This is a genomic window from Streptomyces sp. NPDC093260 (assembly GCF_040683715.1).
GTDB lineage: Bacteria > Actinomycetota > Actinomycetes > Streptomycetales > Streptomycetaceae > Streptomyces > Streptomyces sennicomposti.
The window spans coordinates 429,575-446,966 of record NZ_JBFBEK010000002.1; the positions used below are offsets into that span (position 1 = coordinate 429,575).

Here is a 17,392-nt window from a genome sequence, read left to right on the forward strand (position 1 = left end):
CGCGGGTGCCCGGCCGTCGCTCTCGAATCGGCTCCCGGATCAGCCCGTGAGCCGGGCCATCCAGGCCTCGACCTCCTCGGCGCGGCGCGGCAGCCCCGCCGAGAGGTTACGGTTCCCGTCCTCGGTGACGAGGATGTCGTCCTCGATGCGGACGCCGATGCCGCGGTACTCCTGCGGGACCGTCAGGTCGTCGGCCTGGAAGTACAGGCCCGGCTCGACGGTGAGGACCATGCCCGGCTCCAGCGTGCCGTCCACGTACGTCTCGGTGCGCGCGGCGGCGCAGTCGTGCACGTCCATGCCGAGCATGTGGCCGGTGCCGTGCAGCGTCCAGCGGCGCTGGAGACCCAGCTCCAGCACCCGCTCCACGGGGCCCTCGACCAGGCCCCAGGCGACGAGCTTCCCGGCCAGCACGCGCTGCGCGGCGTCGTGGAAGTCGCGGAACTTGGCCCCGGGGCGCACCGCCGCGATACCGGCCTCCTGGGCCTCGTACACGGCGTCGTAGATCTTGCGCTGGATCTCGCTGTACGCGCCGTTGACCGGCAGTGTGCGCGTGACGTCGGCGGTGTAGAGGGAGTGCGTCTCCACGCCGGCGTCCAGCAGGAGCAGGTCGCCGGAGCGGACCGGGCCGTCGTTGCGCACCCAGTGCAGGGTGCAGGCGTGCGGGCCGGCGGCGGCGATGGTGCCGTAGCCGACGTCGTTGCCCTCCACGCGCGCGCGGAGGAAGAACGTGCCCTCGATGTAGCGCTCGCTGGTCGCCTCGGCCTTGTCGAGGACCTTCACCACGTCCTCGAAGCCGCGCACGGTGGAGTCGACGGCCTTCTGGAGCTCGGCGACCTCGAAGTCGTCCTTGACCAGGCGGGCCTCGGAGAGGAAGACGCGCAGTTCCTCGTCGCGCTCGGCGGTGACCTTGTCGGTCAGGGCCGCCTCGACGCCGGCGTCGTGGCCGCGCACGACGCGCACCGGGCCGGTGGCCTCGCGCAGCTTCTCCGGCAGCTCGCGCACGTCGGAGGCGGGGATGCCGTACAGCTTCTCGGCCTCGGTCAGGGAGTGGCGGCGGCCGACCCACAGCTCGCCCTGCCCGGAGAGCCAGAACTCGCCGTTCTCCCGGTCGGAGCGGGGCAGCAGGTAGACCGTCGCGCGGTGGCCGCCGGCGGTGGGCTCCAGGACCAGGACGCCGTCCTCGGTCTGGTCGCCGGTGAGGTAGGCGTACTCCACCGACGCCCGGAACGGGTAGTCGGTGTCGTTGGAGCGGGTCTTCAGGTTGCCCGCGGGGATCACCAGGCGCTCGCCCGGGAACCGCGCGGACAGCGCGGCGCGGCGGCGGGCGGTGTGCTCGGCCTGCTCCACCGGCGCGAGGTCGCGCAGCTCGGTGTCGGCCCAGCCGGACTTCATGTTCTCGGCGAGCTCGTCGGACACGCCCGGGTACAGGCCGTTCTTGCGCTGCTTGATCGGCTGCTCTTCTTCGGAAGTCTCCGGGGTCTCCGGCAGCTCCTCCGCCACGGTGTTCCTCCTCGGTACGGGCACTGGACCACCACCCATCGTACGGTCGTGCGGAAGGGGGCCGACGGCGGTAGTGCCTGTTACCGGAAGACCTCCGGCCGACTCGCCGGGAGACCTCCGGCCGGCCGCGCCCGACCGCGCCCGCACCGGGGGCACTTGGGACCGGACGCACTCTTCCCGGGGGCCTTCCGGGCCACGCGCGCCCACCCGGAGCGCTCCGGCCGACGCACCTGTTCCCGGCGGCCCACCGCCGGACGCGCGCCGCCATCCTGCGCGAAGCGCCCGCCCTACTCGAAGCGCGCCGCCAGCAGGGCCACGTCCTCCGCGCCGTCGCTGGCGTCCAGGCCGTCCGGCAGCACCGTGCGCAGGACGTGGTCGGCGATCGCGCCGGGGTCGTGGCGCGCGGCGCGCGGGACGGTCGCCGCGGCGGCGTGCAGCCGGGCGAACGCCCGGTCGACCCGGTCGCCGGTACGGTGCAGCAGCCCGTCGGTGTACAGCAGCACCGTTTCGCCCGGGGCGACCTGGAACTCCACGCTCGGCGCCTCCCAGCAGGAGAGCATGCCGAGCGGCGCGGACACCGAGGTCTCCACGTACTCGGTGCGCCGCTCGCCCACCAGCAGCGGCGGGCTGTGGCCGGCGCCGGCCAGGGTGATCCGGCGCAGCGCGGGCTCGCAGTAGGCGAACAGGGCGGTGGCGCTGCGCGCGGGCTCGGTCAGCCGCAGCAGCAGTTCCAGGTCGGACAGGACGGCGACCGGGTCCTCGCCCTCCATCACCGCGTACGCCCGCAGCGAGGCCCGCATCCGGCCCATCGCGGCGACGGCGCCGGGCCCCGCGCCGGTGACCGAGCCGACCGCGAGGCCGAGCGCGGCGTCGGGCAGGGGCAGCGCGTCGTACCAGTCGCCGCCGCCGCGCGGGCCGGTACGGTGCCGGGCGGCGAGCTGGACGCCGGGAATGCGGGGCAGCCGGCAGGGCAGCAGCTCCTCGTGGACCGTCGCCATGCACGCGCGCGTGCGTTCGCCCTCCAGCAGCCGGGCCAGGTGCTCGGTGGCGAAGCGGACGTAGAGGCCGGCGAGGTGGCGCTGCCGCTCGGTCGGCGCGGCGGGCTCGTCGTAGAGCCAGCCGGCGGCGCCGAGACGGCCGGCGGCCTCGGTGGACAGGGGCAGCGCGTAGCCGGCGGCGTAGCCGAGCCGGACGGCCACCTCGCGGTGGCGGGCGTCGAGGCCCTCCTCGGCGAACAGGTCGGGGCACACCACCTCGCCGGCGCCGCCGGGGAGGCCCGCGACGGTGTCCAGGAGCACGCCGTAGGGCATGGCACCGCGCGGCACGGTCTCGATGTGGCCGAGGTCGGCGCGGCCCAGGCCCAGCCCGACGGTGGTGTCGGGGCCGAGGCCGTCGTCGGGTTCCAGCACGACGAGTCCGCGCCGGGCGCCCACCAGGGCGGCGCCGGCGCGCAGGAGTTCTTCCAGGGCGGTCTCCAGCCGACAGGTGCGGTTCAGCCGCTCGGTCAGCTCGTGCAGGGTGGTGAGGTCGGAGACCCAGCCGGCGAGGCGGTCCTGGAGGAGGGCGCCCGGCGGGTCGGGGTGGTGCGCGGTGCCGCCGGTGGCCGCCGGGGCCGTCGGGACGGTGCCGGGGCTTGCGGTCGCGGGCGCGACAGTGTGTGCCGGGGCGGGGACCGTCGAGTCGATTCCGGCCACTTTCGACGGGTGAGGGGCGTTCATGGCGTCCGGCTTTCCGACCGGTGCGTACTGCTCAAAAGCATCGCAAACCCCCATGTCATTCTGCGCGGCCGGCAGTGTCTCCACATGTACACGCACTCGTGAGGGGATGTCCAGCATTGTCCTGCTGGGTTTCCTGGTGTCAGTGGGTTGTGCCGGTCTTCCTTCGAACCTCTTGCGTCACAACGAAGTTGGCTTGAAACTGCCTCGGGTGACGACCTGTTGCGGTCGACTGGGTTTGCTCCACAGAGCGTCACAGCGGTCGTGATGGGTACGTACTCGGAGAAGGCCGGGGGTGGTTGGCAGCCACCCGGAACCCGGCGACGGACCCGGGCGTCCTATCCACCGACGACCGTGCCCCATCCTCGCGTGACGGCGGCGGAGAGCAGAACGCGCGACGGCGAAACGCCAGGCTCCGCCACTCCACGCCACGCCTGTGCTCTCGGAAATCGCAGTACGGGCGGGCTGCCGCGACAGCAGCCGATGCTCGGCCCATAGGGGTTCCCCGTGCCCGCGGGCAGGGGTGTGATGCGCCATCAGGTACGCACAGTGAAGTGATCGACACATGGTGTGATGTGACCACGGTGTTGCCAGCGGTGCAACGGAAAGGACGAGCGCTCATGCGCGAGATCCCCGGAAGGCGACGCAGGCTCCTGTCCCGGCGCGGTACGGACGGGACCGAGCCGGTCGGCGCGGCTTTGACCTTCACGACCCGGTGGCAGTGGCCGGTGGTGCCGGGCGTGGCGCCCGACCCACGACGGCCGGGCCGGTGCGGCTGCCCCGACGCGGAATGCACGGTGCCCGGCGCCCACCCCTTCGACCCGGGGCTCCTCGCGGCCACGACGGACGACCGGATGGTGCGCTGGTGGTGGACCAACCGGCCCACCGCGCCGATCGTCCTGGCCACCGGCGGCAAGGCGCCCTGCGCGGTGAGCCTGCCCGCCCTCGCCGCCGCCCGCGCCCTGGCCGTGCTCGACCGCGCGGGGGTGCGCCTCGGCCCGGTCGTCGCCACGCCCACGCGCTGGGCCGTTCTCGTCCGGCCGTACTCCATGGAGCAACTCGGCGAACTCCTCTACGCCAAGGACTTCGTGCCCGGCTCGCTCCGCTTCCACGGCGAGGGCGGCTACCTCGCCCTGCCGCCGTCCGAGACGGGCGCCGGTCCGGTCCGCTGGGAGCGCGCGCCGCTGCCCGGCTCTGCCGCGCCCTGGGTGCCCGACGTGGAGGCCGTGGTGGACGCCGTCGTGGACGCCCTCACTCGTACGGGTGTGAGCGCGCCCGAGTTGTAGGGGCGTCGGGCGCGGGGGAACGCCGGTGCCCGGTTGCCTCGTTATCGTCCCTTCATGCCGCGTCAGCCCTTGCCCCAGCCCCAGCCCCGGTCCGCGTTTCGCTCCGGGGACAGCAACGGAAGCCGGTCGCCGCGGCGCGGCGGGCCGGACCCCCGACGGGCCCGGCTGCTCGCGCTCGCGGCCGTCGTCGTGGGCGCCGCGGTGCTGCCGCTGGCCGTCGCGTCGGCGGAGCAGGTGGGCGACCGAGGTGAGGTGACGGCGGCGGGCCGCGCGGGTGCGCCGGCCGGTGCGGTCGCGGGCGGTCCCGGCGGGGCGTCCGCGGGCCGGGCCGACGGCGCCGGTGACGCGCCCGCCGGGCGGGCCCACGACATCGACGACGCGACCGCGCACCGGGCCGACGGCCGGACGACCGACGGCCGGGCCGACGCGTCCGCCGGCCGGGCGGGCGGTCCGAGTGGTCCGGGCGGTGCGTCCGCCTGGCCCGCCGTACGGTCCCTGGCGGGCGACGACGACAAGATCCCCGCCGCACCGCGACGTTCCACGCCGCTGCTCGGCATCGGCCCGGCGACCGCCGTCCGCTGCGGTCCGGAGGTCTCCGCGCCCGACGGCGTGGAGGCGCAGACCTGCGTGGTGAACCAGGGCGACGAGACCTGGGCGCGCACCTACTACCGCAACACCACCGGCGAGCCCCTGGCCGCCGCCCTGACCCTCATGGGCCCCGGTGACCGCACCGTGCGCACCCGCTGCGCGCCCGGCGGCGACGACGAGCCGGAGACGTGCGAGACCCCGCGCGAACACACCCGGGGAACGCCGGCCGACTACACGGCCGTCGCGGAGTTCGCCCGGCCGGGCGGCGACGGCGCGCTGCTGCTGCGGGCCGGGAGCGACATGGCCGCCGACAACAGAAGGTGATGTCCCGTCGGAGCGTCGGCCACCGGTTCGCCGACGCACTGTTGATCTCCGGCAGCGGTCGGTGAACTGCCGCGCGCATGGAAAGACCCGGTTGCTGGCGACGGGGGATGCACCAGCAACCGGGCTACTGGAACGGTAACAAGAGATCGCCGGTTCGCAAATTCGATCTCGGCTTTCCGGTCACCGGCTTGGTTGCCTTTCCGGACACCGACTCACCTCTGTACAGGGGCAGTTGTGGCGGAGGCGGCCGTTCCGTGCGAAGGTGTTCGGCTGACCGACCAGTCAGCCGAACCCGTCCGGGGCCGGTCAGCTGAGCGTGACCTGCCGGTTGGTCAGACCGCCGCGGGCCCGGCGCTCGTCACCGGTCAGCGGCGCCTCGGCGGCCAGCGCCTCGGCCAGCCGCTCGGCGAACTCCGCGGCCGGCTTCTCCACGTCCTGCGCGCCCATCTCGCTGGGCAGGTCCCAGACCGGGACCGTCAGACCGTGGGCGCGGAAGGAACCGACGAGGCGGGTGCCCTCGCCGAGGCGGGAGCGGCCCGCCGCGTGCAGCCGGGCCAGCGCGTCCAGCAGATGCTCCTCCGGGTACGGCATGACCCAGCGCAGGTGGTTCTTCTCCGGCGTCCGGCACCAGTACGCCGCGTCGACGGACTCCAGGCGCACGGTCGGGATGGCCGCGGCGTTGGCGCGCTCCAGGGAGGCGGCGACCTCCGACGTGGCGTTCTGCGCGTCCGGGACCCAGAACTCGAAGCCCTCGTGCACCACCGGCTCGAAGGGGGCATCGGGGTCCAGCAGGTCCTGGAGTCGGGGCCCGTCGGCGGGGGCGCGGCGGCCCTGCACCGGGTTGCCGGGCTCGGCCTCGAGCGCGCGCAGGAGAGTGTCGGCGAGGTCGCGGCTGATGTCGCCGGACGCCGTGTCGTTCTGCAGGCCGATCAGCACCGAGCCGTCGTCCCGGCGCAGCGCGGGCCAGGCCATCGGCAGCACCGTGGCGAGCGTGACCGAGGGGACGCCCTCGGGCAGGCCCTCGCGCAGCGTCAGGGCGACCGTGGCGGCGGGGACGAGCTCGCGCAGCGCCACCCAGTCGCACTCACCGGGCAGCCCCTCGAACGGCCGCTGCACCAGCTCGGTCGCCGCGTGCGCGGCGGCCCGGCCGTGACAGGCCTTGTAGCGCCGTCCGCTGCCGCAGGGGCAGGGCTCGCGGGCGCCGACGACCGGGATCTCCCCGTCCGTGAGCTGCGGGCGCTTGGCCCCCGTCTGGGGTCGCTTCTTGGCCATCTGGGTGTCTCCCGGTTACGGCTCGTCTCGTACGGGCGGGAGCCTAGTCGTTCACGCCCCCGACGACGGGGAGCCTGTGGACAACTCGGTGAATGTGGCCACGGGAAGCCGGTGGGCCGGCAGAGGAGGGCGGCGTGGGAGGGGGACGAGCACGGCTGCGACACGTACGGTCTCGTACGTGTCGTGGGAGTGTCGCCGTGGTGTCGCTCGACCGGCCCGCGCGGCGGCTCAGTCCAGGTCGTCGAAGGCGTCCGCGAAGGCCAGTTCGGGCAGGGCCGCCACCGGCGGGGCGGCGACGCGGGTGGCGAAGTCGGCGCGGCGGCGGCCGGCGTCCGGGTCGTGCACGTCCTCGTGGACGACCACCCAGACGGTGACCTCGCCGCGGACGTCGTCCCGGACTCCCCAGTCGTCGCAGAGCGCCGAGATGATGTTCAGACCGCGACCGCCGTGCGCGGTGACCGAGGGCGTGGCCGGAGCCGGGCGGGTCGGGCCGCCGCCGTCCGTCACCTCGACGATCAGCCGGCCGCCCGCGTCCACGCGCCAGGCCGCCCGCACGTCGCCGTCACCGGCGAGCGCGCCGTCCAGCGGCCTGCCGTGCTTGCAGGCGTTGCTCAACAGTTCGGAAAGGATCAGTACGGCATCGTCGATGACCGATTCCGCCACGCCGCCGCCGCGCAGCTGCTCGCGCATCCGGCGCCGCGCCGCTCCCACGCCCGCAGGGCCATGGGATACGGCCATGCACGACGACGTGGGCACCTCCTGTGCCACCACCAACGCCACCCCCGAGACCTCCTTCGCCCCACGCCACGGTGTGGATGCCCCATCGGCCTGAACCGGAAACCGGCCGCTTCCCGCCCGGCGGTGCACTCTCCAAGGCCGAACACGCACCGAACGCGCCGGAGCACTCCCTGTCGACACATGGCTGGATTTCTACGGTGTGGCCGGAACCGGAGCTTGGTGGCAGGAGGCCGCCCCGGTCAAGAGCCGCGACGCATCGGTGACGGATCAGCGGCCGAGCTGTTGCAGCACCGCGCGCGGACGGTTGGTGATGATGGCGTCGACGCCCAGCTCGACGCAGAGATCGACGTCCTCGGGCTCGTTCACCGTCCACACGTGCACCTGGCGCCCGGCCTGCTTGAGCCGCTCCACGTACGCCGGGTGGCCGCGCACGATCCGGACGGAGGGGCCCGCGATGCGCACCCCGGCCGGCAGGCGCCCGTCGCGCAGCCGGGGCGAGACGAACTGCATCAGGTAGACCGTCGGCAGCGTCGGCGAGGCCGCCCGCACCCGGTGCAGGGAGCGGGCCGAGAAGCTCATCACCCGGACCGGCGACTCGGCGGCGGAGGCCGGGGCGTCCAGACCGAACCGCTTCAGCAGCTCCAGCAGCCGTTCCTCCACCTGCCCGGCCCATCGGGTGGGGTGTTTGGTCTCGATCGCCAGTTCCACGCGTCGGCCGGCGTCGGCGACGAGCTCGAGCAGCCGCTCCAGGGTGAGGACGGAGGTGTCCTCGGGGTCCTCGGGCCGCACCTCCCAGTCGGGTTCCTCGTCCCGGCCCCGCCAGGAGGCGCGGGTCCGCAGGGCGCCGAAGTCCAGCGCGGCGAGGTCGGCGAGTTCCAGCGCGGACACCGCGCCGCGGCCGTTGGACGTACGGTTGACGCGGCGGTCGTGCACGCAGACGAGATGGCCGTCGGCGGTGAGGCGTACGTCGCACTCGAGCGCGTCCGCGCCGTCCTCGATGGCCTTCCGGTAGGCGGCCAGCGTGTGCTCCGGGGCGGCCTCGGAGGCGCCGCGGTGGGCGACTACCTGGGGGTGGTGCTGCCGTGCGTGGGTCACCGCGTCATGGTGCCATCGTCGGGGGGTGGGCGTGACGGCGAACGGGTGTCGATGATGTGTCCGTTTCATGCGAGATGACCTATATAAGGAACAGAGTCGGACCCACAGCCACGGCTTATGGTGCTCTGACGGCCGGTGGGAAAAGCTGACTACCTACACATGTCCATGCACAGCTGGAGCACGCCGGGTCGTCGGCAGGCATGAGCGAGCGTGACCTAGTGCGACCGACAACAACAGCCGTGGATCGAGGAGAAGAGCTGTGAGCACCGAGAACGAGGGCAACGAGGTAACCCCGGCCCCGTCCGCGCCTCCCGTGCCGGTGGAACCGTCAGCAGCCTCCCCGCAGCAGGCCGCCGCCCCGCGGAGCGGCGGCGCGCCCACCCCGCCGCCGCCCAGCACGCCCCCGCACGTGCCGGGCGCAGCGCACCAGCCCGCCCAGGCCGTACCCACCGGCGGACCCGGAACCCCCGGTGGCCCCGGTGCTCAGGGCGCCCCCGGCTTCTCCGACGCCCCCACCGCCACCGGAGCCCCGGCCCCGGGCGCCCCCGGCTACGGCGGCTCGCCCGCCGACGGCTCCTGGCCGCCCCCGCCCCCCGCCACGCCCGCGTACGCGGCCGGCGGCGAGGGGTACGGCCCGGGCTCGGGCGAGGGCTACGGACCGGGTCACGGCGGAGGCCATGGCGGTGGTCATGGCGCGGGACCCGGCTGGGGCGCCGGCTGGGGAGCGCCGGGGCAGCCCGAGCAGAAGGCGCGCGGCCGGCGCGGCGGGCTGATCGCCGCGGTGCTGGTGGCCGCGCTGGTCGCCGGTGGCCTGGGCGGCGGCCTCGGCTACACCCTGGCGAAGAACGACGACAACAGCGGCTCCACCACGGTCTCCGCCTCCGACTCCGGCGCCGCGCAGGTCAAGCGCGACCCGAACTCGATCGCGGGCGTGGCCGCCAAGGCGCTGCCGAGCACCGTCACCATCGAGTCCGAGGGCGCCAACGGCCAGGGCGGCACCGGAACCGGCTTCGTGTTCGACACCCAGGGCCACATCGTCACCAACAACCACGTGGTGGCCGACGCCGTGGACGGCGGCAAGCTCACCGCCACGTTCCCCAGCGGCAAGAAGTACGACGCCGAGGTCGTCGGCCACGCGCAGGGCTACGACGTCGCCGTGATCAAGCTGAAGAACGCCCCCTCGGACCTGAAGCCGCTCGCCCTCGGCGACTCGGACAAGGTGGCCGTGGGCGACGAGACGATCGCCATCGGCGCCCCCTTCGGTCTGTCGAACACGGTGACGACGGGCATCATCAGCGCCAAGAACAGGCCGGTCGCCTCCAGCGACGGCAGCTCGGACAGCAAGGCGTCCTACATGAGCGCCCTCCAGACGGACGCCTCCATCAACCCGGGCAATTCCGGCGGCCCGCTCCTGGACGAGCGCGGGGCGGTCATCGGCATCAACTCCGCGATCCAGTCCTCCAGCAGCGGCGGCCTCGGCGGCTCGGGCCAGTCCGGCTCGATCGGCCTGGGTTTCGCCATCCCGATCAACCAGGCCAAGTACGTGGCCCAGCAGCTGATCAAGACCGGCAAGCCGGTCTACGCGAAGATCGGTGCCTCGGTGTCGCTGGAGGACGGCTCGGGCGGTGCGACCATCACCGACCAGGGCGTGGGCGGTGCGGCGTCGGTGGAGTCCGGCGGACCGGCCGACAAGGCGGGTCTCAAGTCCGGCGACGTGATCACCAAGCTCGACGGCTCGGTGATCGACTCCGGGCCCACCCTGATCGGCGAGATCTGGACCCACAAGCCCGGTGACAAGGTGACGATCACCTACAAGCGCGGCGGCAAGGAGCACACCACCACGGTCACGCTCGGCTCCCGCATCGGCGACAACTGACCATCGGCCTGACGGGGGCGGACGCCGGTCAGGCTGCCCGGCCGCCCCGCCCCGCGCCGTAGGTGATCGACGGCGCGGGGGAGGACCGGGAGGGGGCACCCTCCTCGGATCAGCCGGCGCTCGTCGTCCTGGAGCCGGTTCCCGCCCGGCTCGGGAGAAACGGCCACGCGCGTTCCCTTGCGGTCAGGCCGACTCGGGCCTCCGCGTGGACCTCACCCCCGTACACAGCGAGAGGCCGGTAGTCTGTACCCGCTCCGCTCCAGGTGGGCGAGGAGCGAGGTGGGTTGCCCGAGCGGCCTAAGGGAACGGTCTTGAAAACCGTCGTGGCGCGAGTCACCGTGGGTTCAAATCCCACACCCACCGCACAGGTGAACGGCCCCTGACCAGGCAAATCGGTCGGGGGTCGTCTTGTTTTGAACTCCCCGTGAGTCACCGCCGCTGCCCGTTGCATCCCGAGAGATCGGGCACGGGAAGGGCACGACGCCTGTTAGTTCGTGCCGGCGCATTCGGCGCGGCGGGTAACCACGTGATCTCGTTACCGGTGAACGTTGAGATACTCCCGTCTGGTCGTTTGTTCGAATCGGAGGCAACCTCGATTTTGGGTGCCTATGGCTTATTTGCGGCGTACGTCCCTTCACTTCCAAGGTCGAACGCGTCGATCGGGCAGGTAAGGGCAGGGGTGTGTTCGGTAAGTGCGTTTAAACGTTGCCACGTACTTTGGCGTTCGGTGTGGTATCTTCAGGATCATGGGAGAGAACCAGACACTGCGGAGTGCGTTGGAGGTGGCGCAGCGACAACTCGCGGAGGCAGAGGCCGAGCTTCGAGACGTCCAAGAGCGGGTGCGCAATCTCCGGTCCGTGGTGTACGGACTCAAGCAGATCTTCGAGCCGGGAGATGTGGACCTGTCCGCCGAGCTGCGGCAGGCTGCGGAAGGCGAAGCGCCGACTCGTAAGGATGTGCATCCGAGGAGGAGCCAGTCCGCTTCCTCGCGCAGGGCGGTCCAGCTTCTGACCGAAGCTGACAGGCCGATGCGTATGCCCGAGATCATTGAGGAGTGGCAGCGCCGGGGCTGGGTCGACCCTTCCTGGAGGACGCCTAAGTCTGCGATCAACATGATCTACCAGCGTGCTCTGAGGGCAGGGCTCGTAGACCGTATGCCCGACCGCTCATGGGTGCTGTCGTCGATCACGGTCGATGACCAGGCTGGTCCTGCTACCGGAGGGGGCGGCGAAAATCAGTAAATCGCTAGCGCGGAACCCATGGGGTTCCACACTCCATGCAGTGTGGCTGACCTGCGTATCCCGACACTGTGCCGTCCGGGCGAAGACACACGGCACCTTGCTTGGTGGTGCCGGGAACCCTCAGTTCGAACCAGCCGCTCCCGCACTCGCAGATGGCAGCGGTCACGTCCCCCTGAGTCGCGGTCCTCCGTGCACTCAAGTCAACGACGTTCATTGATCAACTCACAGAAAGAGGAAGCACATGACGCGACGACACGGGCCGATGGGCCCCAACGGAGAGTGGAAGACCGGCCAGCGGGTTCCGGCAACCGGCGTATACACCGATCAGTACGGCGTATCGACCTTCCATGAGGCTGGTGCTACGTTCCCGCCGTGCATCGACCGCAAGGGCGAAGCCGCCTACCGGACGCTTGACCAGGCGCGTACTGCCTAGCCGAGGCGCTTGATGGTTGCAGCCATCTAGCGCCAGATTCTCCCGTGAGGGGTGGAGGGCCATCACAGGCCTTTCACCCCTCTTCCCTTTGCCCTCGCGGTCGTGCATCGAGCCGTCCGGAGGAGAGCCATTGCATCTGATCGTGGCTCTCCTGTCTAGAGGGCCACGTCTCTCTCACTCGAACGATCCCGGTAGACGCACTGTTCAGCGTACGACGTCCGTCCCTGACCTCGCGAATTGGGTGCCCTGGAATCCAGCTTTGCACCCCACAACCTTCCCAACTCCCATCCCGTCCGCCGTCGACCCACACACCGTGGAGCGGGCGTGGTTCAGGGGCGTCAAGGTGGAGCGCGCCACTGTACGAACGACCTTGACGCCCCTGGGCCGCGTCTGCTCGGCTCTGCCTGGGTCGACGGTGGACGGGATGGGAGTACCCCGCGCACGCCCCACCGTGCCCGCGGTCGGCGACGGCGCCCCCTCCATCCCGGTGCCGGCCGATCCCCCGCCGGAGGCATCGTCTTGACCGTGGGCCGCGCTCCGCGGTGCTCGACTCATGGCCGCCGGCCCTATCCACATGTGGGCGCGCGTCGGCGCAGCCCGCGCGGAGCGGGCCGAAGGCAGGAGCGGCGCGCGGAGCGGAGCCGGGAAGCGCGCCCGGCGGAGCGGAGCGCAGCCGGGGCTTGATGAGGTAGAGAAACCTGTAACAGCTTGGTCCTGTAGTCGCTGGCGCAGCTCACGCAGCCGGCGCGTCAGGGACTCGGCCGTGTTCAAGGTAGATCGGCGTGGCGCTCTCGCGCGCCTTGGCGGCAGTCTGGATGCGGCGGGTCAGTCGGGGGATGGTCCTTTTCTCTACGTCCGCCAGGGACACGAAGTGGAAGCCGCGAAGTTCGTCGGCCTGTAGCGTGATCCGGCTCGTCAGCGCTGGGGTGAGCTGTCCGCCGTCGAAGAGGTACAGGACCTTGTCGCCCTCGGCATCGTTGGGTGCCCAGTCGACGGCCAGCAAGCGGCTCAGCGGAGGAGTGATCCCCAGCTCTTCCCGAACCTCTCGAACCACGGCTTGCAGGGGGGATTCCCCAGCTTCGACATAGCCACCGGGGATGTCCCAGTACTCCTTGTACGTGGGCTCCACCATGAGGACCCGCCCGTCGGCATCAAAGAAAAGCGCACCCGCGGCCATACGCGGATGCGCCATCTTCGCTTCGTGCTCGTTCACCGCCATGCAGCCGAGCGTACCGATCTCAGACCACATGCAGCCGGTCGGCAAGCTCGGCCAGGGGTCGGCTCGGCCGGCCACGCTGGTTCCGGACCCAGGTGAGAACAAGTTCCCGAGCGAGGTAGTGGCTGCGGACCTGTTCCGGTGCCCACTGCTCGGCTTCGAGGATCATGGACAAGGCGTCGTCGGCCCGGTTGTGTGCGCTGAGCGCGCGGGCCACTTCCAGGTTGTGCCGGGTCCGGCGCTCGGTCGGCAGACCCCTGGTGTCGATCTGTGGGCCGAGGTCCATCGCCACCTGCATGTCTCCCAGCTCCGCCGCCGTAGCCACCTGGTGAATCGCGACGTTCGTCGGCCCGAACGCGGTCCACATGTGGTTGGCGTCGTGCCCGAGCTGCCGTGCTGCCCGGTCGGCCTCGCCGAGGAAGGCACGGGTCGTGGCCCGGTCGTCGGCGCGGGCGGCTGCCATCGAGCCTGCGAGGAAGAGCGTCCCGTAGATCGACAGGAACTCGGCGTCGGCATTCCTGAGCGCCGGTCGCAGGTAATCGGCGGCGTCACCGACCAACTGTACGGCGGCGTCAAACCGTCCGTTGGACAGCAGGCAGTGAGCCACGGAACGGAACAGCGACCCAGTCACGGCCATGTTGTCCGACTGCTGAGCGGCGGACAATCCGCGGTCGGCCGCGATCCATGCAAGGTCTGTTTCGCCGACCTTGGTCAACACCATGGCGGCGCCCTGGTAGGTCATCGCCACCAGCTCGTGTGTTCGCTCGCGGTCCCGGCCTTGCTGGGCTTGGGCGGTGATGAGCGCGTCAGCCAGTACGAGGGGGAGACGCCGGGTCGCGAAGCCGTATCGGGAATCCTGGTACGCGTCCCAGACCTCGGCCACGCTGTTCTTCAGCTCGTCCAGGGAAGTCGGCTCGCCCTCGGTGGTAACGCCCAGAAGCGGCGTGAGGTGTCGGTAGTTCATCAGCGCGGATCGAAGAGCCGGCACCGTCCGGGTACCGCCGTCGGCCGTCCACTCCATGAGCGTCGGCTCGGCGAGAAGATCCCCAAGAGTGACGTCCAAGGCATCGGCCAGGGTCTTGATGACCGACAGCCGATCCAGCTCGATCCGGTTGTTCTCGGCCTTGCTCAGCCAGTCGACCGTACGTCCGACCAGACCGGCCAACACTTCCTGGGACATGCCGCGTCGGCGGCGGTACCAAGCGACTCGCTCACCGATCGTCAGGTTCGTCGTCATTCCTCGCATGGGAAGAGCCTCCCCCTGTCTTCTCGCGCGACCCCGGAGAGAAATTCCGGGGTGGTGAGCCGGGCTGGTCCTAGCGTTGCTGGCAGATCAGGGAGTTGACAGACCACGAGAGCAACGAGGGGGCCGTGGTGGCGCTGACCCCAGAAGAGCGACGGGAACTGATCAGCCGGATAAGGCAGGTCGGCGGCGAAGTGGCGGAACTGGCGCGCCGGGCTGATGCGCTGGTCACTGCCTTGGAGCCTGCTGCCGTACCAGTTGCTCCAGCTGGTCCATCCGCTCCGCAAGACGGCGCACGTCTTGGCGCACCTCGGACAGGAAGTCCGTGATCTGCTCGAACTCGGGACTGTGCTTCGCCGGCCGATCCTTGCCGGGGAGTGCGGCAAAACTGCCCTTCCCCTGTTGGGAGATCGCGTAGCCGTCCTCTCGGAGACGGGAGATCGCTTGTCGAGCGACAGTGCGTGATACGTCGTGCTGCTTCATCAGCTCTGCCTCAGAGGGAAGTTTCTCCCCTGCGGGGATCTCCCCCGAGCGGATCTCCCCCTTGAGTTCATCGGCGATCTGCAGATACAGCGGTTGTCCCGTCAGCCCGGCCATGGCCCCTCTCCTGGTTGTCGTACCAAGTGCACCACATCGAGATAGACCCCGTCGAGAAGCCACTTGACATACTTGGTACGACAAGTGCACTCTCAATGGCGGAAGACCTAACGCACTAAGTGCAACAGGTACCGACTCGCAGGGAGTGACGTATGCCGTCGTTCAAGATCGACCTTTCGACCGCTGTGGTGTTCGTGGCGACCGCGCCGACGCCGAAGCTGGCCAACGCGAAGACGGGTGAGCGTGCGATGGACCGGGAGACCGGTGCGCCGCTGTCGACGGTGGGCCTGCTGATCTCGGACGAGGGGGAGGGCAACCTCTACCAGGTCACCATCCCGGAGACGGGCTTCCCGGAGGGTCTGGCACCGGGCATGCCGGTGAAGGTCGTGGGCCTCAAGGCGCGGGACTGGGAGAACGAGTTCAACGGGCAGAAGCGGCACGGCATCGCGTTCCGCGCGGTCGCGATCACTGCGGCGGCCTGACCATGAGTGACCTGTCCATGGTGCTGGAGACCACGGGAGCCCTCGCGGGGGCCGGCGGTCTCGGGGTCGCGAAGGTCCGCGCGCCGCGCGTGTACTGGTCGCTGGTCGGGCTGCCGGTCACCTGGGGCCGGTTCACCCTCTCCTACCGCTCCACGATGGACGTGTGCGGGCTGACGGTCCAGCCGTCCCGCCTGCGGGCGTTCATCGCTCGGAACGTGACCCGGCGTGAGGTGCTGCCGGTCCCGCCGAAGATCCGCCGGGTGCAGGGCACGTCGACCGGGATGCGGGTGACGCTGCGGCTTCCCGCCGGCCTGGAACCGGCCGACCTGACGGCCGCCTCCGAACGGCTGCGCCACGCCTGGGGCGTCCACTCCGTCACGATCGCCGAGACCAAGCCCGGCTACGTCCAGCTCCGCATGACCGGCTACGACGTGCTGCGCCGCGTCCGCATGCCCCGCACGGCCCGCCCGGAGGGCCTGGCCGTTCCGGTGGCGCTGCGCGAGGACGGGACCGCGTTCGTCCGCGACTACCGCAAGGTGCCCATGGCGCTGACGCTGGGCGCGAACAACTCGGGCAAGTCCGTCTACCAGCGCAACCTGATCAAGGGCCTGGCCACGCTGCCGGTGGCGCTGGTCGGGATCGACTGCAAACGCGGCGTCGAACAGTCCGCCTACGCGCCCCGCCTGTCGGCCTTGGCCACCACACCGGACGACTCGGCCTCGCTGCTGGATGTGCTGGTGTCGGAGATGGAAGCCCGCTTCGACCTACTGAGCGGGCACGGTGTCTCGGACATGTGGGACCTGCCCGAAGAGTTACGGCCGGTGCCGGTGGTCGTCCTGGTGGACGAGGTGGCGGAACTGTTCCTGATCTCCTCCAAGAAGGACGAGGAACGCCGGGAGCGGATCGTCACCGCGTTGATCCGGCTCGCGCAGATGGCCCGCGCGGTCGGGATCTACCTGGAGGTGTGCGGGCAGCGCTTCGGCTCCGAGCTGGGCAGGGGCGCGACCATGCTCCGCGCGCAGCTCACCGGCCGGGTGGTGCACCGGGTCAACGACAAGCAGACGGCCGAGATGGGGCTCGCCGATGTGGCCCCGGACGCGGTGATGGCGGCCGGTCTGATCCCGGCGGAGCGTCCCGGAACGGCGGTCGCCGCCGACTCCTCCGGGGGCTGGGCGAAGATCCGCACCCCGCACACCTCCCGCGACGACGTGACGGCAATCTGCCGACAGTTCGCCCATCTCGTTCCCGACCTTCCCGCGCTCGCCCCGTTCCGCCCGCTCGTGCCCGCGGACGCGCCGGCTGCCGGTCCGTCGCTGGTCAAGCCGCTGCCGGTCACGGACTGAAAAGGGGGACACGCCATGGCCACGCGTAAGAACGCCAAGCCCGTGCCGGTGCTTTGCCCGGACTGCGAGGGCAAGGGCGAGACCAGCGAGACCGTCCGCGTCGGTGCCCGGAAGGGTCGCGCCACCGATGACCGGCAAGCCGCCCTGTGCCTGGCCTGTCTGGGCACCGGTGAAGCATCTGCGGACGGGGCGTGATCGCCGTGAACCGCTCGATCCGCCTTGATGCCGTCCTGATCCAAGCCGTGATCGCAGGAGCGTTGTCCTTCGCGCACCTGCACGACTTGGCGGCGGCGGCCGGGCAGTCCGGATGGAAGGCGTGGGCCTACCCGGTCTCGGTCGACCTGCTGTTGGTCGCCGCCTGGCGTCGGCTCCGCGCCGGCCGGGACCGCTCCTCCTGGACCTGGTTCACCATCGCCCTCACGGCCTCACTCGGCGCGAACGTC

General features: G+C 71.2%; 16 protein-coding genes and 1 tRNA gene. 9 read left to right on the plus strand and 8 right to left on the minus strand.

Translation table 11 applies throughout. The features are described 5' to 3' along the window. Positions 1-39 precede the first annotated feature (39 nt). Positions 40-1,500 (minus strand): aminopeptidase P family protein, encoded by a 1,461-nt coding sequence (locus AB0N63_RS04130; protein ID WP_365523741.1) that lies wholly within the window; start codon positions 1,498-1,500, stop codon positions 40-42. 287 nt (positions 1,501-1,787) lie between these two features. Beyond that, positions 1,788-3,335, minus strand: a complete 1,548-nt coding sequence (locus AB0N63_RS04135) for a PP2C family protein-serine/threonine phosphatase (protein WP_365523743.1) — start codon at positions 3,333-3,335, stop codon at positions 1,788-1,790. Positions 3,336-3,835: 500 nt separating this feature from the next. Here AB0N63_RS04135 and AB0N63_RS04140 point away from each other — a divergent pair, with 500 nt between their 5' ends. Together AB0N63_RS04140 and AB0N63_RS04145 are read left to right on the plus strand one after the other, a co-directional pair. Next, on the plus strand, positions 3,836-4,501 hold the full coding sequence (locus AB0N63_RS04140) for a bifunctional DNA primase/polymerase (protein ID WP_365523745.1): 666 nt from the start codon (positions 3,836-3,838) through the stop codon (positions 4,499-4,501). 54 nt (positions 4,502-4,555) lie between these two features. Further along, entirely contained in the window at positions 4,556-5,413 is an 858-nt protein-coding gene (locus tag AB0N63_RS04145; protein WP_365523748.1) for a hypothetical protein, read from the plus strand. Between the two features lie 306 nt (positions 5,414-5,719). On the opposite strand, the gene AB0N63_RS04150 is transcribed toward AB0N63_RS04145, so the two are convergent. From AB0N63_RS04150 to AB0N63_RS04160, 3 genes are all read right to left on the minus strand, one after another. Beyond that, complete coding sequence (locus AB0N63_RS04150; RefSeq protein WP_365523751.1) at positions 5,720-6,685, minus strand: DUF5926 family protein; 966 nt, start codon at positions 6,683-6,685, stop codon at positions 5,720-5,722. A 228-nt stretch (positions 6,686-6,913) separates the two neighbouring features. Then, positions 6,914-7,465, minus strand: coding sequence for an ATP-binding protein (locus AB0N63_RS04155; protein WP_365523753.1), 552 nt, complete (start codon positions 7,463-7,465; stop codon positions 6,914-6,916). Between the two features lie 225 nt (positions 7,466-7,690). Beyond that, positions 7,691-8,518, minus strand: coding sequence for a glycerophosphodiester phosphodiesterase (locus AB0N63_RS04160; RefSeq protein ID WP_365523755.1), 828 nt, complete (start codon positions 8,516-8,518; stop codon positions 7,691-7,693). Between the two features lie 259 nt (positions 8,519-8,777). Between AB0N63_RS04160 and AB0N63_RS04165 the strand changes: the two genes are divergently transcribed. From AB0N63_RS04165 to AB0N63_RS04175, 3 genes are all read left to right on the plus strand, one after another. Next, complete coding sequence (locus AB0N63_RS04165; protein WP_365523758.1) at positions 8,778-10,394, plus strand: trypsin-like peptidase domain-containing protein; 1,617 nt, start codon at positions 8,778-8,780, stop codon at positions 10,392-10,394. A 278-nt stretch (positions 10,395-10,672) separates the two neighbouring features. Next, positions 10,673-10,757, plus strand: a tRNA-Ser gene (locus AB0N63_RS04170). 383 nt (positions 10,758-11,140) lie between these two features. Beyond that, on the plus strand, positions 11,141-11,635 hold the full coding sequence (locus tag AB0N63_RS04175) for an HTH domain-containing protein (RefSeq protein WP_365523761.1): 495 nt from the start codon (positions 11,141-11,143) through the stop codon (positions 11,633-11,635). A gap of 1,166 nt (positions 11,636-12,801) precedes the next feature. Here the strand turns inward: AB0N63_RS04175 and AB0N63_RS04180 are convergent. From AB0N63_RS04180 to AB0N63_RS04190, 3 genes are all read right to left on the minus strand, one after another. Beyond that, positions 12,802-13,287: an NUDIX hydrolase gene (locus tag AB0N63_RS04180; RefSeq protein ID WP_365523764.1), complete on the minus strand. Its 486-nt coding sequence runs from the start codon at positions 13,285-13,287 to the stop codon at positions 12,802-12,804. A gap of 19 nt (positions 13,288-13,306) precedes the next feature. After that, entirely contained in the window at positions 13,307-14,521 is a 1,215-nt protein-coding gene (locus AB0N63_RS04185; protein ID WP_365523766.1) for a helix-turn-helix transcriptional regulator, read from the minus strand. A 234-nt stretch (positions 14,522-14,755) separates the two neighbouring features. After that, positions 14,756-15,124, minus strand: coding sequence for a winged helix-turn-helix domain-containing protein (locus AB0N63_RS04190; RefSeq protein WP_365523769.1), 369 nt, complete (start codon positions 15,122-15,124; stop codon positions 14,756-14,758). A 152-nt stretch (positions 15,125-15,276) separates the two neighbouring features. On the opposite strand from AB0N63_RS04190, the gene AB0N63_RS04195 reads away from it, so the two are divergent. From AB0N63_RS04195 to AB0N63_RS04210, 4 genes are all read left to right on the plus strand, one after another. Then, positions 15,277-15,606, plus strand: coding sequence for a hypothetical protein (locus AB0N63_RS04195; RefSeq protein ID WP_223003610.1), 330 nt, complete (start codon positions 15,277-15,279; stop codon positions 15,604-15,606). Positions 15,607-15,608: 2 nt separating this feature from the next. After that, positions 15,609-16,949 (plus strand): FtsK/SpoIIIE domain-containing protein, encoded by a 1,341-nt coding sequence (locus tag AB0N63_RS04200; protein WP_365523772.1) that lies wholly within the window; start codon positions 15,609-15,611, stop codon positions 16,947-16,949. Between the two features lie 15 nt (positions 16,950-16,964). Further along, positions 16,965-17,144 carry a hypothetical protein gene (locus tag AB0N63_RS04205; protein WP_365523775.1) on the plus strand — a complete coding sequence of 60 codons (180 nt, stop codon included), beginning with the start codon at positions 16,965-16,967 and terminating at the stop codon, positions 17,142-17,144. 5 nt (positions 17,145-17,149) lie between these two features. Continuing rightward, the coding region (locus AB0N63_RS04210; protein WP_365523836.1) for a DUF2637 domain-containing protein at positions 17,150-17,392 on the plus strand (243 nt) is incomplete at its 3' end.